Here is a 20539-nt window from a genome sequence, read left to right as displayed (position 1 = left end):
AGAAGTCGGGGATCTAACGCAACGCAATGATATATTTAAATTAATCTCCACCGTATCTACTAACAAAGGTATGATTATTTGGCAACCAGAGCAACAAATTAATAACGGTAGATTTATCATTCAAGGTAAACCCTTGGGTAGCGGTGGTTTTGGTACTACTTATAAAGCCTTAGAACCCAGCACGGGTAAATTATACGCCATTAAAACCCTCAATCAGCAAATGCAATTGCGAGAGGACTTTGCAGAACAACAAGTTAAGTTTATTAACGAAGCCTTGACAATTAAAGGTTTTGATCATCAGCATATTCTCAAAGTCCATGAAGTCATTCAATCAGGTGAGCTTTTTGGCGTAGTGATGGAATATATTGATGGAGTAACTTTATCTCAATATATTAAACAAAATGGACAACTTGCCGAAAGCGAAGCACTATTATATATAGATCAAATTGGTCAGGCTTTAGAATATATTCACGCTAAAGGCAGTTTACACCGGGACATTAAACCTGCAAATATTCTCTTACGCCAAAATAAACAAGAAGCGGTTTTAATTGATTTTGGTTTAACTCGCAGTATTGCCACCAAAAGCATGACAGCTTCTTTAACGGAAGGTTATGCACCTATTGAACAATATCGTCGCAAAGGGAGTTTTGGACCCCATACCGATGTTTATGCTTTAGCCGCTACTTTATATTATCTGCTCACGGCTGATGGACTCAACAAAGAGGGTGAATTTAGTCCCGTACCCGCGCAAAACCGGAAATATGATGATGAACCTTTACCCGCACCTCAACATTATAATTCTCGCATTAGTCAGAGGGTGAATGATGCTATTTTAGCAGGGATGGAAATAGAACCGGAAAAGCGGACTCCGACGGTGTTGAAGTTTCGGGAAAATTTGGGTTTGGTAAGAACCCCACCCCCTAACCCCCTCCCCGCAAGCGAGGAGGGGGAACTAAAATCATCCTGTGGAATGGACTACAGGAAACTGCGTGACTACCTCGCACAAGGGAAATGGAAGGAAGCAGACGAGGAAACAAGACGGGTAATGTTAGCAGTTGCGAAACGGGAAAAGGAAGGTTGGTTAGATGTTGAAGATATTGATAATTTTCCCTGTGAAGACCTCCGCACAATTGACCAGTTGTGGGTAAAATACAGTGATGGTAAGTTTGGTTTTTCTGTGCAGAAACGAATTTATCAAAGTTTGGGTGGAACGAGAGAATATGATAAGGAAATATGGAGACAGATTTGTAACAAGGTAGGATGGAGAAAAGGAGGAAACTGGTTGTACTACAAAGATATTACTTTTGACAAGAAAGCACCAGAAGGCCACCTCCCCTCTGCAACCTTTGGGTGGATTTTTACACAGTTGGGTGCACGGAAGTGGGTAGTGGGTTGGTGGGGTCTTCTCTCGCGTCGAGACTTGTAGATTGTAATATTTAAGGGTTACAAGAAAATTATTAAGTCTGAATCAGGATAACCAGGATTAAAGGATTTTCAGGATTGTGATACTATACATTACCTATCCTGAAAACCAACATAAATCATGTCATGTTTGATGAAATATTACAAAGAATAAGAGAAAAAATTACATCACTTCAATATGTAATGACACTTCATGCAGAAGAAGAAATGAACGATGATAACTTAACAATATATGACATCGAACAAAGTATCCTGAATGGTGAAATTATAGAACGTCAAAAAGACAGAATTACCGCAGAATCAAAATATCGCATTAGAGGAGTAACCACCGATGGTGTAGAAATTGAAATTATCACTAAACTCAGTCTGAGCGGAAAATTAGTTATCATTACAGTATATACAGTTTAAAATCAGGTAACAGAAATATGAAATGCGACATTTGTAATAGCGAAGGTGTACATATCCGCAACATTACCAGAACTTATGGGAAAGGAGAAGAATTACTAATAATTGAAAATCTACCTATTATTAGTTGTCCTCATTGCGGTGAAAGTTACATGACAGCAGAAACATTACATAAAATTGAACAAATTAAACTCAACCGCAAAAATCTTGCAGTTGCACGTTTTATAGATGTTGTAAGTTTGAGTGCGTAGAATGTGTTAGGAATGCGTTAATTGTCACAAATCAGGTGGTTATCGAGCGAAGTCGAGATAATATCCAGGATTAAAGGATGTACAGGATGGTAATTTATAGATGGTTTGTTTGGTGATGAAAGTTGTATTTGTCTGAATCAGGATAACCAGGATTAAAGGATGTACAGGATGGTAATTTATAGATAGTTTGTTGGTGATGAAAGTTGTATTTGTCTGAATCAGGATAACCAGGATTAAAGGATTAACAGGATAGTAGTTTATAGATGGTTTAAATTATTTAAAAACAATCATTCAAAAACATACTGAAAATCCTCAAATCCTGGACATCCTGATTCAGACAAATAAAATTCCTAGATATATCATCAACTATTCACCCAACTTCTGAAAGCCTTTAATGTTGCATTTCTTCCTATAGTTCGACTTTTTTCTAAATATTGAGGAATGACTTCAACTAAAGGTAAATCAGGAAAATTTAAACTAGATTTCGATTCCACATAAACACCATCTTGTAAAATATTAATTCGCAAAATTCCGTTTTCAAACCGCCATACTTCAGGAACTTTCAAACCTTGATATTATAACATCCAAGACAAGATCCCCGACTTCTTGAAGAAGTCGGGGATCTAACGCAACGCAATGATATATTTAAATTAATCTCCATCGTATCTACTAACAAAGGTATGATTATTTGGCAACCAGGGCAACAAATTAATAACGGTAGATTTATCATTCAAGGTAAACCCTTGGGTAGCGGTGGTTTTGGGACTACTTACAAAGCCTTAGAACCTAGCACGGGTAAATTATACGCCATTAAAACCCTCAATCAGCAAATGCAATTGCAAGAGGACTTTGCAGAACAACAGGTTAAGTTTATTAACGAAGCCTTGACAATTAAAGGTTTTGATCATGAGCATATTCTCAAAGTCCATGAAGTCATTCAAGCAGGTGAGCTTTTTGGCGTGGTAATGGAATATATTGATGGAGTAACTTTATTTCAATATCTTCGACAAAAGGGACAACTTACCGAAAGCGAAGCACTATTATATATAGATCAAATTAGTCAGGCTTTAGAGTATATTCACGCTAAAGGAAGTTTACACCGGGATATTAAACCTGCAAATATTCTTTTACGTCAAAATAAACAAGAAGCGGTTTTAATTGATTTTGGTTTAACTCGCAGTATTGCTACTAAAAGCATGACAGCTTCTTTAACGGAAGGTTATGCACCTATTGAACAATATCGTCGCAAAGGGAGTTTTGGACCCCATACCGATGTTTATGCTTTAGCCGCTACTTTATATTATCTGCTCACGGCTGATAGACTGAACAAAAAGGGTGAATTTAGTCCCGTACCCGCACAAAACCGGAAATATGATGATGAACCTTTACCAGCGCCAAGACATTATAATTCTGGCATTAGTCAGAGGGTGAATGATGCTATTTTAGCAGGGATGGAAATAGAACCGGAAAACCGGACTCCGACGGTTTTGAAGTTTCGGGAAAATTTGGGTTTGGTGGTTCAACCTGTACCAGTTCAACCTGTGATAATACCATCTATTTCTACACCTCAACCACAACCAAGACAACAGCAAAATATCCCCGCACCTCAATTGAATAACCAAGAGGTACAATTAAAATCATCCTGTGGAATGGACTACAGGAAACTGCGTGACTACCTCGCACAAGGGAAATGGAAAGAGGCAGACGAGGAAACAAGACGGGTAATGTTAGCAGTTGCGAAACGGGAAAAGGAAGGTTGGTTAGATGATAAAAGTATTGATAATTTTCCCTGTGAAGACCTGAGTATTATTGATAAGTTGTGGGTAAAATACAGTGATGGTAAGTTTGGTTTTTCTGTCCAGAAACGAATTTATCAAGGTTTTGGTGGAACGGGAAAAGAACACGAAATATGGAAGAAGTTTGTGGACAACGTAGGATGGATGGGAGACGGACTGGTTTACGACAAAGAGAAAGCACCAAAAGGCCACCTCCCCTATACTTCAAGATACTCACCAGAAGTTACTTGGATTTGGGCGATGAAGATGGTGCTAGGGCTGAGGTGCTCTTCCCTCGCGTCGAGACTTGTGAGTTGTAACATTTAAGGGTTACAGAAAATTATTAAGTCTGAATCAGGATATCCAGGATTAAAGGATTAACAGGATAGTAGTTTATAGATGGTTTGTTGGTGATGAAAATTCCATTTGTCTGAATCAGGATAACCAGGATTAAAGGATTTTCAGGATGGTAATTTATAGATGGTTTGTTTGGTGATGAAATTTGCATTTGTCTGAATCAGGATATCCAGGATTAAAGGATTGACAGGATGGTAATTTATAGATGGTTTAAATTATTAAAAAATAATCATTCAAAAACATCCTAAAAAAAACCAACTCCCTACCAAAAATCATCCAATAACATCCTGTACATCCTCAAATCCTGGACATCCTGATTCTGACAAATAAAATCACCAACTCCCTACCAAAAATCATCTAATAACATCCTGTAAATCTTTACATCCTGGATATCCTGATTCAGAATATTACAGAATAAGATATGATCAAATTGGGTAAATAATCAAAATAATCTATGAATACATTAGAACTTCGTGAACAAATCCAAGAATATGTTGAACAACTGTCACCGGAAAAATTACTAGTAGCAGTTGATTTTTTAGCATATCTAGCAACAAGAGAAGATGATGCTACTCAAGAGTTATTAGAAATTGTAGGATTTAAAGAAAATTTTGATCATGCTAGAGAAAACGTAAAACAAGGAAAGGTGATTACTGTTGACCAACTTAAACGAAAATATTAATTATACTGTTGTTATTAGTATTGATGCAGGGGAGTTTTTTGAATCTGCTTCTGCCATCTTACAACGGAAGTTAGATAGATGTTTTGATCGTTTAAAAATTAATCCTCGTAATCATCCTAATATAAAATCTCTCAAAGGTGAGTTATCAGGTTATTATCGTTATCGAGTAGGTGACTATAGAGTTATTTATGAAGTTAATGATGATTTAAAAATGGTAACAGTTGTTTTTATTGCCCATAGAAGTAAAGTTTATGAATAGCTTGTAGGGTGCGTTAGGATAACCAAAAGATTATAAAATGTACACATAAATTAACTACGCGACGCAACGCACCATTGATATTGTCTGAATCAGGATAACCAGGATTAAAGGATTAACAGGATGGTAATTTATAGATGGTTTAAATTATTCAAAAATAATCATTCAAAAACATCCTAAAAAAAACCAACTCCCACCAAAAATCATCCAACAACATCCTGAAAATCCTCAAATCCTGGATATCCTGATTCTGACAAAAATACTTTCGGGAAAACAAAACCCTATATATGGGCGCACAGATTTCCATTATAATTAAACAATAACCGAAACTTGGAAACTTGTCAACAGTATTTTGAATAATTGTCCTGTTTTTTATCCAACCTCCTCGGCAAAAATCCCCAAACTATGTAAAATAATGACAAGATATTTAAATCAACATCTGCGGTATCGAACTTATGATTAAGAAGCTAAAACTACCCCAAAAATTAATGCTGCTTGGTTCAGGAGAACTGGGAAAAGAATTTGTCATTGCGGCTCAACGTTTAGGCAATTATATCATTGCTGTGGACAGATATGCCGATGCACCCGCCATGCAGGTAGCTGATTGTGCAGAAGTTATTTCTATGCTGAGTGCTGATGATTTAGAAGCAGTTGTAAATAAACATCAGCCCGATTTTATTATTCCCGAAATTGAAGCAATTAGAACCGAAAAATTACAGGAATTTGAACAAAGAGGAATTACAGTTATTCCCACAGCAGCGGCGACTAATTACACCATGAACCGTGACAGAATTAGAGAATTAGCACATCAAGAATTAGGAATTAGAACTGCTAAATATGGTTATGCTGTCACGTTAGAAGAGCTAATTACTATTTCTGAAAAAATTGGTTTTCCCAATGTTGTCAAACCTGTGATGTCATCTTCTGGAAAAGGTCAATCTGTAGTTAATGATAGAAGTGAAGTGGAAAAAGCTTGGAATTATGCTATTTCTAATTCTCGTGGTGATAGCCAAAAGGTAATTGTTGAAGAATTTATTAATTTTGAAATTGAAATTACTTTACTAACTATTAAACAATGGGACGCACCGACAATTTTCTGTTCTCCCATTGGTCACCGTCAAGAAAGAGGTGATTATCAAGAATCTTGGCAACCCGCAGCTATTTCTGAAGATAAAATTTTAGCATCTCAAGAAATTGCTAAAAAAGTTACTGATGCTTTAGGTGGTGCGGGAATTTTTGGGGTTGAATTTTTCATTACTAAAGATGAAGTCATTTTTTCAGAACTGTCTCCCAGACCCCATGATACAGGAATGGTGACATTAATTTCTCAAAATTTAAATGAATTTGAATTACATCTGCGAGCTATTTTAGGTTTACCAATTCCCCATATTGACCAGTTAGGATTTTCCGCAAGTGCAGTAATTTTAGCTTCGGAAAAATCTGATTTTATTACTTTTAGTGGTGTAGCTGAAGCTTTAGCCGAAAAAGATGTAGATATTAAGTTATTTGGTAAACCTACGGCTCATCCTTATCGTCGCATGGGGGTAGCTTTAGCAAAAGGTGGGGATATTCAAGAAGCTAGAGAAAAGGCGACAAAAGCAGCTAGTCAGGTGAAAATAAATTAAGCATTCAGCTATAGCGGTATGCACTGGCAATGAGATGAAAGGTTTATTATAAAAGTCTATAATAAGGAACTTTTTCTTCTTTCTTGCTATTGAATGGGCGCAGTCCTTTGGTTCAACGGGCGCAGGGCCTGCGCCCCTACAGAATATTTGTTTTATGAGTATGAGAGCCAGAATTGAAAATAATGTTTTATTTATTCACCATGAAGATGTACCAGAATTTAAAAAAGGCGGTTCTGTAGTTAGAAATTCTTACTTTTGGGCTTTACGTTCCATTGCTGGACGTGCTAGACGCTATCATGATTGGGAATATGAATCAGAAGTTTGGTTTGCACTGGAACGAATGCTTTTGTCTTTTACTGAATCTGGGTATTTAGGTTATAAAGAAACAATGTTAGAGTTTCCTTTATCGCAAGGTGAAATTCCCAGTGTGTTGCGGAATGCAGCCACTTGGGAATAAATTTAAGGAAATCAACACTTCCTCTTGAAGTAAATTAGGATAGATTCAAGAATACTCAGCTAATTAATTGGTGTAATTACGTGCAGGAGAGTCACTAATGAGAGAACCCAGTAAAAATTCTAAACCTTTATTTACTCAAGAAACACCAACAGAAGTAGAACAAATGGGGCTAACCTGGTTAGTAGCAGCGGCTATAGTCACAGCAATTATGTGGCAAATACCCATAGGTAATTATATTTTGTACCCATTTTCTATCTTAGCAACTTGGTTTCATGAAATGGGTCACGGTTTGATGGCTTTGATGTTGGGGGGACAATTTCAAAAACTAGAAATTTTTGGTAACGGTTCTGGCGTAGCTCATTATACTTTAAGTAACACCTGGGGATACCTTGGTATCGGCTTAGTAGCGGCTGCGGGGCCAATGGGTCCACCTATTGCCGGTGCCAGCTTAATTCTCGCTTCTGGGAGTTGGAAAACAACTTCTTTGAGTTTAAAAATTTTAGGTGGATTTTTACTGCTGTCTACATTAATTTGGGTGCGTTCTTGGTTTGGCTTTGTGGCTATTCCCCTGTTAGGTTTGATGATATTGGGAATTGCGTTAAAAACACCTCTTTGGGTACAAGGGTTTGCAATTCAATTTTTAGGTGTGCAGGCTTGTGTAAGTACCTATCACCAACTTGATTATTTATTTAGTTATACTGCAGGTCCATTAGGATTATCGGATACAGGACAAATGCAGCGATATTTGTTTTTACCTTATTGGTTTTGGGGGCTATTAATGGCGATCGCATCTCTCATCATTTTAGTCCAAAGTTTGCGCGTTGTCTATTCAACAAATCAGCAATAAATGATACTTTTCTCAAATAGGCTGCGTAAATATTGTGAGGGTGATTTTAGCTGTTTCATCTACCCTGAGAAATAAAATAAAAATCAGTATTTCATAAAACTTCTTACTTTAACTGTTTTCTAGATTTCATCTTTGTCGAGGCTTCAAGAATTTTTCCACTATAGTTGAATTTTTGATACAGTATTAATGCTGAATGTAATATAATCCAATTATTTTCCATGCAAACGCAACAATTATCTGTGAGTCTGATTCGGGCTAAATCTTACGAACAGGAAGCTTTAAAAGAATCCTTGGAAACACTCCTAGATCCTTTAGGGGGTATGGCTGCTTTTGTGAAACCGGGAAACCGCGTTTTACTCAAACCCAACTTACTCACCGGTTCTCGTCCGACAAAAGAATGTACCACCCGTCCCGAATTAGTCCGTGCCGTTGCTGAAATGGTAATTGCCGTTGGTGGCAACCCATTTTTAGGCGATAGTCCCGCTTTTGGTAGTGCTAAAGGTGTGGCTATAGCCAATGGGTTATTACCAATTTTGGAAGAACTGAAGTTACCACTTGTGGAATTTCATGGTAAACGTTATCAAACGGTAAACGATAATTTTAATCACTTGCTTTTATCTAAAGAAGCAATGGAAGCAGATGTGATTATTAATCTTCCTAAAGTGAAATCTCATATGCAATTAACCTTAACTTTAGGAGTAAAAAATCTCTTTGGCTGTGTTCCTGGGAAAATGAAAGCTTGGTGGCACATGGAGGCTGGCAAAGATGCTGAAAAATTTGGAGAAATGTTAGTAGAAACTGCTAGAGCAATTAATCCAACTTTAACAATTTTAGATGGAATTATTGGTCATGAAGGTAATGGACCAAGTGGCGGAGAACCTCGGAATTTACAAATTTTAGCAGCATCAAGTAATGTATTTGCCTTAGATAGAGCAATGTTAGAAGTTCTGCAAGTTGCACCTGCACAAGTTCCCACGGTTGCAGCTTCACAACGATTGGGAATATGTCCAGAATTAAGTGATATTCACTTTCCGAATTTATCCCCCGATTTATTACAAATTACAGATTGGCAATTACCGGACAAGTTAATGCCCATAGATTTTGCCATGCCCCGTGTGATTAAATCTACCTTTAGGCATCTTTACATCCGCTTTATTAAAGAACCTATGAGCGCTTATATAAAACCCCCTATAAGATAGACAGTAAATTCCTTGCCTAAATACATTGATTCTACTAACTAGGTATGATACCATGTCAATGCAGGTTATTTATATGTGAGTATGAATCCACTTAACCAAATACTGAAAAATAATTCTTCTATTTTTTCAGTTGCGGTGACAATGTTTGTATTTATTGCCGCATTAACGCCCGCAAATGCGGGAAAAATTGAGGACACTGCCGAACAAACTACAGTACAAATTAATAATAATATTATCCCGCCCGGAGGTTCAGGTGTAATTATTAATAAGCAAGGAAAAATTTACACGGTTTTAACAGCTAATCATGTTGTCTGTGATGCGATACAGGGACGCAAAACAGTTATTTGTTCCACAGATATTACCTACACAATTCGTACTCACAATGGCAAAGATTATCCCATTAAAGACCGTCAAATATTACAGAAAAATGAGAATGACCCAGATTTAGCCATAGTTACTTTTGAATCCCCGGAAAATTATCCCGTCGCGGCTTTAGGGAATTCCGAAGAGGTAAAAATTGGGGCAGAGATTACAGTAACCGGATTTCCCAGTATTTTTCGTAATAAAGGCAGGAATAGAACATATACTGTCACACCAGGTAAGGTAGTCACTTTCAATCCTGGAGCGGATAACGGTTACAGATTGGTATACAATGCCACTACCTTTATTGGTAATAGTGGGGGACCTGTATTTGATATTTATGGTAGAGTTATCGGTATTCACGGACTGGCAGATGCAGATGGCGGAGATGACAATGATTCTGGTCAGTCAGAAACAAGAGTCAGACGAAAACCAATCACACCCGTGAAAAAGCCAGGAATTGGACAACAGGAAACAAGAGAAGGAGTAAAACCAGCAGTCACACCTGCGAAAAAGCCAGGAATTGGACAACAGGAAACCGGAACATCCACGCAGCAAAAAACAGGATTTAATGCGGCAATTCCTATTAACATCTTTTACTCTCTAACCGGGCGGAAACCGCCTACAGGGGGTGTAAATCCACCTATACTGCCGCCTAAACCAGTATCACCAACTAATAGTGTTCCCGTAAGACCTCCTAAATATATAGCACCAACCCAGCCAGTAAATGTTTGCCCCGGTTATAGCTGTTAAAAAAATTGATGAGGGAATTATCATGTGGAAAAAGTATTTAAGTATTTTTTCGACTGCATTAGTAATCACAGGATTCTTAAATGGATGGCAAGGAAGAGGGATCGCTCAAACTACTATTGAGGAAGATAAACTTAATACAGATAAGGGCATTTATTGGGCTGGCAGTGGGTTTCCATTTAGCCAAGTAGCCAATATCAAAGATACACTTGTTGATGCCACACTAGGGAAAGTTGTCATAGATCGGCACGGTGAAGGGACAAGTGACTTTAGCAGCTTTATTACTGGGACTGGTCCATTTTCTAGTCCTTTTCCCGGTAGATTTGTAGTTGTTTCTTTCTGGGGTAGTAAAATAGAGGGGTGTTTTGTGAAAATGGTTATCCAATCATCACCTAACAACGGTCAAGCGGAATTTGAAGAATTAGTTCCTAAAACTATACAACTAGGACTTAATAATCAGATTCTGGAACTATCTCGCAGCGAAAGCACCAAAGTCAGAGGATTTAAGGGTGATTATACGTATACTGGGACTCAAAACTCTAAACGTTCCAGCACTTGGTATATGACAGATACAAGCTTTGCTATTGATAGCACGGCTGCTAATTTGTTGAAAAATGCACCCCAAAAAGAAATACGTATGCGTTTAACCTTTGCTAATGGTGATACTAAAATTATCCCTATTGGTAAGGGTACAGTTGAAAAGTGGTCAGAAGCCTACGGGTTTAATTCGGCTTGTCTTCCCCCCAACTAAACATCAGGGTCAAGCGCAATGCTATACTCTTTGGCAAAATTATGAGATTTCATGAAAATTAAAAAATTAAATATGTTTGATCCATGCATCCTTGTAGAGACGTTCCATGGAATGTCTCTATATTTTTTTGCAGATATGTATAATGATTTATCTAGCCGTTCTCAGTTGTAAATTTATCAGTGCTAGAGAAAAGAGAAGCAATTTTTTCACAAGTTATTGGGGACTGCTATAATTTCCGAACTATAATGAGGTTTAATTTTAAGAGTTTAATTAATGATCCCCATAAGGTTACTCTAGGATGAGCGATCGCATAGAATGACAAAACAAAACCCTAAAACTCAGAACTGCTGTTGAATACAACGCCCATGAATCAACTGAACAATGGTTTTACAATATTTCTCAGTCTACTAGTGGAGGCGATGCCATTTTTACTGCTGGGTGTGTTCTTATCCAGTCTATTACTATTATTTGTTGATGAAAGTAAATTGGTGGAGAAAATGCCCAAAAATCCCCTATTGGGGGCTTTATTTGGCAGTATGATTGGCTTTTTGTTTCCAGTTTGTGAGTGTGGTAATGTGCCTGTGGCACGACGGTTATTGATGCAGGGAGTACCCACACCAGTAGCAATTGGCTTTTTATTAGCAGCGCCAACAATTAACCCCATTGTAATTTGGTCAACTTGGACGGCATTCCGTGATCAACCGGAAATAGTAGTGTTAAGAGTGGTATTTTCCCTGGCTATTGCGACTATTATTGGTTTTATCTTCAGTTTTCAACCAGATTTAGTTCCTTTTCTCCAGCCAGCGATCGCCCGCTATCTCAAATTTAACCCCCCAGCACCACCAAAAACAAACCGTAGGGGACAAAAATCTCAATTACAACCCCAAACTAATACACCGAGTTTATTGCAATCGGGAACATATATCCTCGGCGGCAGAACAGGAGCATCACAACGCATAGACAATAATTACAGTGAAGTTGCGGCAATTTCTAACCTCAGTAAACCCTTATCAGAGAAACTCCGCTCCCTCTTAGATAATATTGTCCAAGAACTCCGGGAATTAGGGGGAGTCATGGTATTAGGAAGTGCGATCGCTGCCGCTACCCAAGTTTTAGCCCCCCGTGACTTGATTCTTAGTCTTGGGGCTGGACCAATTAGCTCGATTTTAGCCATGCTAGTATTAGCAGCAGTTGTATCAATATGCTCTACAGTTGATGCCTTTTTTGCCCTGTCTTTTGCTTCCACTTTTACTAGCGGGTCATTGTTAGCATTTTTAGTATTTGGACCGATGATTGATATTAAAGGTATTGGTTTGATGCTATCAATTTTTAAGCCCAAAGCTCTGATCTATCTATTTTTCTTAGCTGGACAATTGACGCTCTTATTCACCTTATTTCTGAATCTACACGTGATCTAATTGAGATTCAGTCCCATTTTTATCAGAATTTTCCCCTTTATCTCGGAAATGTGGGGTGTGAGGTATAGGGTTTAAACCCGAGGAAAGTGGGAATATAGTAACTGAAGATTAAGAAAAAGGTAGTCAGTAATTTCTATTCATCTACTCCCTGTCCCCTGCCTCTATCATCTGTGATACCCAAAAATGCTGAATTCCCAAACTAAAGCCCCAAATAAACTCACCCCTTGGTTAGATGTATTAGCCATTACAGCTTGGGGTATTCTCATGTTGAAATATTGGCTAACAGGCAAACTCTACTTATTAATTCACCCGGACTTCTTTTGGTTAGTAGTTGTAGCTGGAATAGCTTTATTAATCATTGGTTTCTTTAAGGGATTGCAACTGTGGAAAAGCCGTCACCGTCCCCAAATAGCTAATGCTGGGCATATTAATTTATTTCCCCCTGGTTGGGGCAGTTTTTTACTACTAACAACGGCAATTTTAGGGTTAATGATTACACCCCGTGTCTTTGCCAGTCAAACAGCCCTAGATCGGGGTGTCACTGAACTAACCGGTGCTAGTCGCGCTCAACCCCAAGCATTTCGGGCTACAGTTCGCCCAGAAGAGCGATCGCTTGTAGACTGGGTACGCACACTGAACGTCTATCCTGAACCGGACGCATACACAGGGCAAAAGGCAAAAGTCCAGGGATTTGTGATTCATCAACCTAACGTCAGTGAAGAATATATCTTTTTAGCCAGATTTGTTCTCAGTTGTTGTGCCGCCGATGCTTATCCCGTGGGATTACCAGTGCAAATATCTGGGACACGGCAACAGTATCCGCCTGATACATGGTTAGAAGTAGAAGGACAAATGACCACACAAACAATCACTGAAAAACGTCAATTAACGATCAAAGCCAACTCTCTTAAAAAAATTCCTCAACCTAAAAATCCTTACAGTTATTAGTCAGGATCAAGCTAAAATCCAAAATCCAAAATTTTAGATGAGTAAATCCTATAAACTTATACAACCATTAGATCGGATTGCGATCGCAGTCATGCTCCTACTGAGTATGCTCATCGGATTGATCATTTGGAAAGGCGATGTAGTCAAACCTAGCGTCCGCAACTTCACCTGGGAAAACCAACAAATCGGCGCAGAGGATCTATCCTTCTCCCTCACCTTTAGTCGGCCAATGGACTTCAAAAGCATTGAAGAGAACTTAAAAATAGATCCACCCCTAGCCGGTAAAACTAGTTGGGCTGGCAGAAGAATGGTCTACACCCTCCTCACCCCAGCCCCCTACGGCACAACTTACCAAGTCAAACTAGAAAAAGGCAAAGATAAATACTCCCAAGCCGAAGGGAAAAACCGCCTCATGCAGCCCTTCACAGGCAGTTTCACCACCCGCAATCGCGCCATCCTTTACATTGGCTCTGCGCCAGAAATCCAAGGGCAATTGGTACTTTATAACTTAACCCAAGAACAAAAAAAAGTCCTTACCCCCAAAGACTTAATTGTTATGGATTTTGAGCCATTCCCCAACGGTGAAAAAATCCTCTTCTCCGCCCGTTCCTCTAAAAATCCCGATTTACTGTCCGCCCAACTTTATACAGTAACCACAGGCATACCTAATCAAATTGGTCAAGAAACAGCAGCCCCAGGTAAAGTTGACCTAATTTTAGACAACAAAGAATATCAAAACCTCAAATTTGACCTCTCCGCAGATGGACAAATCATCGTTATTCAAAGAGGTAAACGAGATAACCCCGGTGACTTTGCCCTCTGGTACTTATCCACCCAAAATGACAATTCCGGCGAAAAACCCACCCCCAAAAGATTACAAGGACAACCAGGTGGAGATTTTCTCATTACACCCGACAGCAAAGCCGTAGCCGTTTCTCAAGGACAGGGAACAGCAATTGTATCCTTAGAAGGTAACAGCAGTAAACCCCTGGATTTTCTACCTCAATTTGGCTTAGTACAAGCCTTCTCTAAAGACGGTTCACAGGCAGCAATGGTCAAATTTAACACCGACTATACAAAAGATTTGTTTTTAGTCACCAACCAAGGCGTGCAAAAACAACTATTAAAAACAACAGGCTCAATTCTTAGCTGTCAGTTTGACCCAGCCTCCCCTAACCTTTACTGCTTAGTTACACAACTGGTTTCTAAAGAACAATACATAGAACAGCCTTACTTGGTATCCATTGACCTGAAAACAGGAGTCCAAAAACCACTGTTACTTTTACCCCCTGCTCAACGCAATGTGCAAACCAATTTAGCCCCCGACGGTTTAGGCTTCTTATTTGACCAAGTAGTTCCCGTGACCAATAACACAGCCCAACTACCCGCCAATACCTTGAAAACAGATGACGGCGAACCCATTGCTAGTAGTAGTCTTTGGTTAATGCCTTTACTACCCATCGCCGATAATACCAACATAGATATCAAACCAGAACAACTGCCTCTAGCGGGCTTTCATCCCCATTGGCTACCTTAGGTAATTGACAATTGCCAACTGATAATTAACAATTGTCAAATATCAACTGTCAATTTTTCTTTGTGTAAATAACTGATAACGGCTACGTATTTGTGAATCATCACAATACGACCGTGACAAATTTATCTCTGATAAAGCTAAAGCCACGCTATCGGCCAACTACAGATTGTTAATGTAAAACCGTAGTTATGGAAAAATTGGAAGACAGCAACCAACAAGACTGGATTGCAGAACCTAATCTTGATCAACAAGCACAGATCAACTTAGAATTTCAGCAATTACTGAAGTTAAATACAGAATTAACTACAGCTAATAATCATCTATATGCCCAAGTGGAGCAGTTAAAAACCGAATTAGCTGAAGCAGAAAAGATTTTGCAGTGGCACAAAACTCGGTCTAGCGTAACCGAATCTATGTTTATCCAACAAAATCAAGAACTTTCTGCTGGTCAAGAACAAATTCATTCCCTGTATCAGCAGTTAGAAACCTCTGTCCAAACAGTTCAACAACAAGAAATTTGTATTGAAAATTATAAAGCTAATTTGCAAATTAGCCAACAGCGATTAGCGCATTTGGAAAGAGAATGTTCTCTACTGCAAGCTAACTACAGTCAAGAGTCCCAGTTGCTATTACACTCGGAAAATACCTGTCGTGAATTGCGGGCTAGACTAATGCGTCAACAACGACAGACTATGCAGTTTAAATCGGCTCTGGAAAAATGTCTAGATACTCCCATTCCTAGCCCTGAGAACCTGGAGGATCATATCCATCATCCCCATGATGTCATCCACAAACAAACCAGATTCTCCAGAAAAGCCCGGTCTTTGTTTCCCAACGCGCAACCTATTCGACCTTGGACAGGGGAAACAGATTCTGTGAATGAGTCTGTCAATAGTTCCTGGGTTAAGTCTACAGTGACAACTTCGGAAAACTATACCCATCATCCAGAACCAGTCATTTCCGATCTTATACAGGTTAATGAAGCAACTATGCCCTCAACAACTGGAGATGATTCTGAACTATTATCTTTAGACCAACAACTGGAAGGGATAATTCATCGGTTTTTTATTACACCATTATCTGAAGAAACAGACCAGGGAACAGAGACAGATGCAAATATTCATCAAGGTGATACATCTGTTTTAGAGGCTTTAGTATCTACTCCAGAAAATCATTCAGAACCAGAAATAATTATTCAACAGGATTTGCAGATGGAAATTGATCCTTATGCTAATACTGAAAGTTCGGGAAAGGAAGATTTTACCATATCACTAGTACAGGAATTACCAGTGGTTTCTCATTTCCGCAGCCATCAGATCCATACTGAGGAAATGGAAGATTATTGGTTAGACAATTCCCCAGCAACAGCATCAAATTTACCCACTAATGATATTTTGCCGGATTTATTGGATGATCATACATCTAATAATAAATCTGACAATAAGTCGCCTTCACCATTGATTTATCCCCGACGACCACCCAAGGGACGCAAATCTTTAGCATCTGTAGAACTACCGAATTTTCAACCCAAGCATAAGTAGCTTTTTTTGGTGATAACCCACCTTTCGCACCCTAAACTGTCACACAAGGAAAATTGGTCGTTGGGAAATTCGGGACTAGCGAAATGCTTGCAGCAGCACTTCGCTATAGCTATTTGAAATTTTCACATTTTTGTATAAAAATCATCCTTTTAAGTATTGAAAAATCCGGCGTTGCTGAATTGAGGTATGAAATTCCCAAATTGAACCTTTAAAACTCTTATACTGCAAACGGTTCATAGTTTAACCAAATATGAAACCCCTCTGGTAAACCTCTCCCCGCAACGGGGAGAGGCTTTGAACCTTGTTCTTTGTATGATAAAAAAGTCCAGCTTCTAGCCGTTTTGAGTATACCTTTGCGTCTTTGCGTCTTTGCGTGAGACTAAAATTCATACCCTTAATCAGCAACGCCAAAAATCCGAAATTACCGATTGTGATACCATTGTGATACCAAGGGTGCGGAAGGTGGGTTCTAAATCAAACCTTTTATCCGAGGATTGTTCAAAAACTCCTGACTATCTTTTATCAACTTATCACCCCAATTATTCTCTTTTAGAAACTCAATCTTTCCATAACGTTTATCTAATTTTAATGCCGTTTCTCCCGATTTCAAACCCGCTTCTTTATCGCCTTTAGCATACAAAGCTACACCTAAAGCTAGATGTGCTTCTGCAACATTGCTATTGATTTTGATCGCATTTCGCCAATAATTAATTGCTGTTTCTACTTCTCCCATTTCATAGTGGACTATGCCTAAGTTCGTGTAAGCTTCGGTAAAGTCAGGTTTGAATTTAATGGCTTGATTCCAATCATCAATCGCTTGTTTGTAGTCTTTGAATTTGTAGTTTGCGAAACCTCGACTGTAGTAGTAATCAGCATTTTTTGGGTCAAGTTTAATAGCTTGAGTGTAATCATTAATCGCTTGTTTGTAGTCCTTCAATTGAAGGTAAGCATCACCCCTACTACCATAGTGTATTCCATTTTTATGGTCAATTTTAATGGCTTGAGTGTAATCATTAATTGCTTGTTTGTAGTCTTTTAATTGAAGGTAAGTAAGACCCCTAGCACCATAGTATACTGCATTTTTAGGATCAAGTTTAATGGCTTGAGTCCAATCATTAATTGCTTGTTTGTAGTCTTTTAATTGAAGGTAAGTAAGACCCCGACGGGCATAGTATGTTGCATTTTTAGGATCAAGTTGAATGGCTTGAGTATAATTAGCTATGGCTTGTTTGTAGTCTTTTAATTGTAAATAAGCAAGACCCCTCATACTATAGTGTATTGCCTCTTTAGGGTCAAGTTGAATGGCTTGGGTGTAATCATTAATCGCCAGTTTGTATTCTTTTAATTTATAGTAAGTACCACCCCTCATACCATAGTATGTTGCATTTTTAGGATCAAGTTTAATGGCTTGAGTCCAATCATTAATTGCTTGTTTGTAGTCTTTTAATTGAAGGTAAGTAAGACCCCTCATACTATAGTGTATTGCCTCTTTAGGGTCAAGTTGAATGGCTTGGGTGTAATCATTAATCGCCAGTTTGTATTCTTTTAATTTATAGTAAGTACCACCCCTCATACCATAGTATGTTGCATTTTTAGGATCAAGTTTAATGGCTTGAGTCCAATCATTAATTGCTTGTTTGTAGTCTTTTAATTGAAGGTAAGTAAGACCCCTCATACTATAGTGTATTGCCTCTTTAGGGTCAAGTTGAATGGCCTGAGTAGAATCATCAATTGCCCGTTGATGCTTATTTAAGAAACTGTAAGCCATACCCCTGAAGTAGTAATAGTCGGCATTTTTAGGGTCAAGTTGAATGGCCTGATTAAAATCATCTATGGCTTGTTGATATTTTTGTAAATTCACATAGGATAAACCACGTGAATTATAAATGAGTTTATAGTCGGGATAAAATTTAATGGCTTGATTATAAGCCTCAATTGCTTCAGGAAACCGCTTTAATTGAGCAAGGGATAAACCTCGCCAATAGTAAAGATCAAATTGATTAGGACTCAGAGCAATGGCTTGATTAAAAGATGTTAAGGCCTCGGAATATTTATCTAATAACCCAAGCACTCTACCCCGCAATTTCCAAGCTTGAGCAAAGTCGGGATTAATTTTAAGAGCTTTATCAAAAGCAGTAATAGCTTCTGTATCTTTTTTTTCACTAAAAAATATCACCCCCTTGAAATACCAAGCTTGATAAAAATTCGGTTTTTTGCTAATCGCTTTATCAACGGCTTTTATTGCTTCTGCATATTTCTGAGAACGCAATAGTTGATTGGCATAATTTAGCCATGATATTTCATTATCGCTGTTTTTAGGAACTTGATCCAATGGTAATAAATATTCACTAATTACATCCTCTTCCGATTTTTTTAGTGTAGCTGGTACAGCAGTTTGGATTTTTAAATCTGAATCTATTCCTCCTTGTTCAACCAAATTTAAAAATGTCCTAATGGGAACACCAGAACTACTACCTAAATTGATTTCACCATCAAAATCGAGTGATATTTCACCTTCCACTCTGCCATGAATACCAATTAATCTTCCTTGGGTATCTAAAACTGCACCGCCACTCATTCCGCCTTTAGTAATATTACTATAAAGTAGATCATAACCATCACTTAAAACAGTTTGTATTTGCACGGGTATCAGAGAACTTTGATTATTGAAACTTAGATAAGTATTTAACTTAATGAATTGCTGTTGCCTCAAAATTCCCGCTGTTAAAATCCGGTGAGGTTTGTTTTTATTTTGTTGTTTATTACCAGGAAAACCAGAAACAAACACTTTTTGATCTTTAGTATTTAAACTATAATTTGCTAAAGTTGCAACTTGATATTTTTGATTACTGGTAAATTGAACAACGGCTAAATCAACTCCAGGCATTCTTTTCGCATTGCTGACATTTATAGCATATCGTTGATTATCTGGTGCGACTATTTCTAACTTATCTTTTAATTTTTTTTCATCACGATTCCAGATAACATGATCCGCAGTCAACACATAATAAATATTACCTTTCTGGGCAATAATTACCCCAGAACCCATATCTGTGGGGTTAGCATTAGGAATTAAAACCGTAATTTCTTGGGCAATTTTATCAATATCATTAATCAAACCTTTTTTCGCTATCAAAGCAGAATCATCAATCTTTTTAGGCGATTTAGCAATAACTTCATTGACTACTTTAGCGACACTATAAATCGGTAAACCCCAACTATATTGACGCATTTGCTGACGTTCGGCTGTACTGGGTTTACTATTGTCAATATAAGTATATATTTTATCAGAAATAGGATAAGCATGAACGGCATTAATACCAATAACTTCACCTTGATAATTTAATATGGGTCCGCCACTCATTCCTGGTTGAACTTTATTGCTGTAACCTATGCGATAACCTCTTTGAAAACTTTTATCTGGTAATAGAGAAATTTGTCCTTCTGTGAAAATTAACTTAGCATTATCATCAACAAATCCAGCCGCGACAATTTTTTGTTCTACTGCTATAGGTGAAGATGTTCCTAAAGTAGCTATGGTATATTCTGCTGTTGATTGAAACTGGAATAAAGCCACATCTTGATTTTTTAAAGATGGTGGTTTTTCTTTAATTACATTAGCTGAATAAATTTTACCATCAGGTGTTTGAATACGATAAGATGCACCTAAACTTACAACATGATCATTAGTTAAAACCGTGTAATTATTACCATTTTTAGCAATTAAAGTTCCTGAACTACTGCCATTTTTGGTTAATATTTTCACGGTGATTGATTTAGCTAAATCTTGTAATTGTTCTGTGGTTAATAATTGTGATGTGGGTTGTTGTGCGGTGACAGGTTGGGGAGAAATCAATAACAATTGTTGGGGAATAGTTAATAAAGCAGTTGTGCAAATGAGGGTGAAAAATAGGCGTTTCATGTTATTTTTTTTCGTTTGGGTGGATAGAGAGATTTT

At 38.0% G+C, this 20539-nt stretch carries 18 protein-coding genes; 16 read left to right on the top strand and 2 right to left on the bottom strand.

Annotation, left to right across the window (positions count from 1 at the left end; translation table 11 throughout):
• The first annotated feature begins 70 nt into the window (after window positions 1–70).
• From CA730_RS11380 to CA730_RS11370, 3 genes are all read left to right on the top strand, one after another.
• Window positions 71–1426: a serine/threonine-protein kinase gene (locus CA730_RS11380; protein ID WP_096667341.1), complete on the top strand. Its 1356-nt coding sequence runs from the start codon at window positions 71–73 to the stop codon at window positions 1424–1426.
• A 179-nt stretch (window positions 1427–1605) separates the two neighbouring features.
• A complete protein-coding gene (locus CA730_RS11375; RefSeq protein ID WP_196803142.1) occupies window positions 1606–1830 on the top strand; it encodes a DUF4258 domain-containing protein in 225 nt (74 codons plus the stop codon).
• Window positions 1831–1847: 17 nt separating this feature from the next.
• The gene (locus CA730_RS11370; RefSeq protein WP_027403867.1) at window positions 1848–2078 is read left to right on the top strand and encodes a type II toxin-antitoxin system MqsA family antitoxin; all 231 of its coding nucleotides are present in this window, start codon (window positions 1848–1850) and stop codon (window positions 2076–2078) included.
• A 362-nt stretch (window positions 2079–2440) separates the two neighbouring features.
• On the opposite strand, the gene CA730_RS11365 is transcribed toward CA730_RS11370, so the two are convergent.
• Complete coding sequence (locus CA730_RS11365; protein ID WP_231940085.1) at window positions 2441–2644, bottom strand: hypothetical protein; 204 nt, start codon at window positions 2642–2644, stop codon at window positions 2441–2443.
• A 114-nt stretch (window positions 2645–2758) separates the two neighbouring features.
• On the opposite strand from CA730_RS11365, the gene CA730_RS11360 reads away from it, so the two are divergent.
• The 13 genes from CA730_RS11360 (at window position 2759) to CA730_RS11300 (ending at window position 16581) form a co-directional block, all read left to right on the top strand.
• Window positions 2759–4180 carry a serine/threonine-protein kinase gene (locus CA730_RS11360; RefSeq protein WP_096667339.1) on the top strand — a complete coding sequence of 474 codons (1422 nt, stop codon included), beginning with the start codon at window positions 2759–2761 and terminating at the stop codon, window positions 4178–4180.
• 484 nt (window positions 4181–4664) lie between these two features.
• Window positions 4665–4892 carry a hypothetical protein gene (locus CA730_RS11355; protein WP_027403866.1) on the top strand — a complete coding sequence of 76 codons (228 nt, stop codon included), beginning with the start codon at window positions 4665–4667 and terminating at the stop codon, window positions 4890–4892.
• Window positions 4867–5151 carry a type II toxin-antitoxin system RelE family toxin gene (locus tag CA730_RS11350; protein ID WP_053539305.1) on the top strand — a complete coding sequence of 95 codons (285 nt, stop codon included), beginning with the start codon at window positions 4867–4869 and terminating at the stop codon, window positions 5149–5151. The genes CA730_RS11355 and CA730_RS11350 overlap by 26 nt, the downstream gene beginning before the upstream one ends.
• A gap of 452 nt (window positions 5152–5603) precedes the next feature.
• A complete protein-coding gene (gene purT / locus CA730_RS11345) occupies window positions 5604–6773 on the top strand; it encodes a formate-dependent phosphoribosylglycinamide formyltransferase (RefSeq protein ID WP_096667337.1) in 1170 nt (389 codons plus the stop codon).
• A gap of 160 nt (window positions 6774–6933) precedes the next feature.
• Entirely contained in the window at window positions 6934–7230 is a 297-nt protein-coding gene (locus CA730_RS11340; protein ID WP_027403863.1) for a hypothetical protein, read from the top strand.
• A 97-nt stretch (window positions 7231–7327) separates the two neighbouring features.
• Window positions 7328–8077, top strand: coding sequence for a M50 family metallopeptidase (locus CA730_RS11335; RefSeq protein WP_096667335.1), 750 nt, complete (start codon window positions 7328–7330; stop codon window positions 8075–8077).
• A gap of 218 nt (window positions 8078–8295) precedes the next feature.
• Complete coding sequence (locus tag CA730_RS11330; protein ID WP_096667333.1) at window positions 8296–9276, top strand: DUF362 domain-containing protein; 981 nt, start codon at window positions 8296–8298, stop codon at window positions 9274–9276.
• An 81-nt stretch (window positions 9277–9357) separates the two neighbouring features.
• The gene (locus tag CA730_RS11325; protein WP_172891177.1) at window positions 9358–10389 is read left to right on the top strand and encodes a S1 family peptidase; all 1032 of its coding nucleotides are present in this window, start codon (window positions 9358–9360) and stop codon (window positions 10387–10389) included.
• A 22-nt stretch (window positions 10390–10411) separates the two neighbouring features.
• Complete coding sequence (locus CA730_RS11320; RefSeq protein WP_096671456.1) at window positions 10412–11137, top strand: hypothetical protein; 726 nt, start codon at window positions 10412–10414, stop codon at window positions 11135–11137.
• 365 nt (window positions 11138–11502) lie between these two features.
• Window positions 11503–12555, top strand: a complete 1053-nt coding sequence (locus CA730_RS11315; protein ID WP_096667330.1) for a permease — start codon at window positions 11503–11505, stop codon at window positions 12553–12555.
• A gap of 183 nt (window positions 12556–12738) precedes the next feature.
• Window positions 12739–13503, top strand: coding sequence for a TIGR03943 family putative permease subunit (locus CA730_RS11310; RefSeq protein ID WP_096667328.1), 765 nt, complete (start codon window positions 12739–12741; stop codon window positions 13501–13503).
• Between the two features lie 37 nt (window positions 13504–13540).
• Complete coding sequence (locus CA730_RS11305; protein ID WP_096667325.1) at window positions 13541–15040, top strand: Ig-like domain-containing protein; 1500 nt, start codon at window positions 13541–13543, stop codon at window positions 15038–15040.
• Between the two features lie 188 nt (window positions 15041–15228).
• Window positions 15229–16581: a hypothetical protein gene (locus CA730_RS11300; RefSeq protein WP_096667323.1), complete on the top strand. Its 1353-nt coding sequence runs from the start codon at window positions 15229–15231 to the stop codon at window positions 16579–16581.
• Window positions 16582–17050: 469 nt separating this feature from the next.
• Here the strand turns inward: CA730_RS11300 and CA730_RS11295 are convergent, their stop codons facing one another.
• Window positions 17051–20503, bottom strand: coding sequence for a serine protease (locus tag CA730_RS11295; RefSeq protein WP_096667321.1), 3453 nt, complete (start codon window positions 20501–20503; stop codon window positions 17051–17053).
• Window positions 20504–20539 lie beyond the last annotated feature (36 nt).

Source organism: Dolichospermum compactum NIES-806, assembly GCF_002368115.1.
Classification (GTDB): domain Bacteria; phylum Cyanobacteriota; class Cyanobacteriia; order Cyanobacteriales; family Nostocaceae; genus Dolichospermum; species Dolichospermum compactum.
The sequence above is the reverse complement of the archived record's forward strand: the minus strand, read 5'-3'. Positions and strand labels throughout refer to the sequence as shown.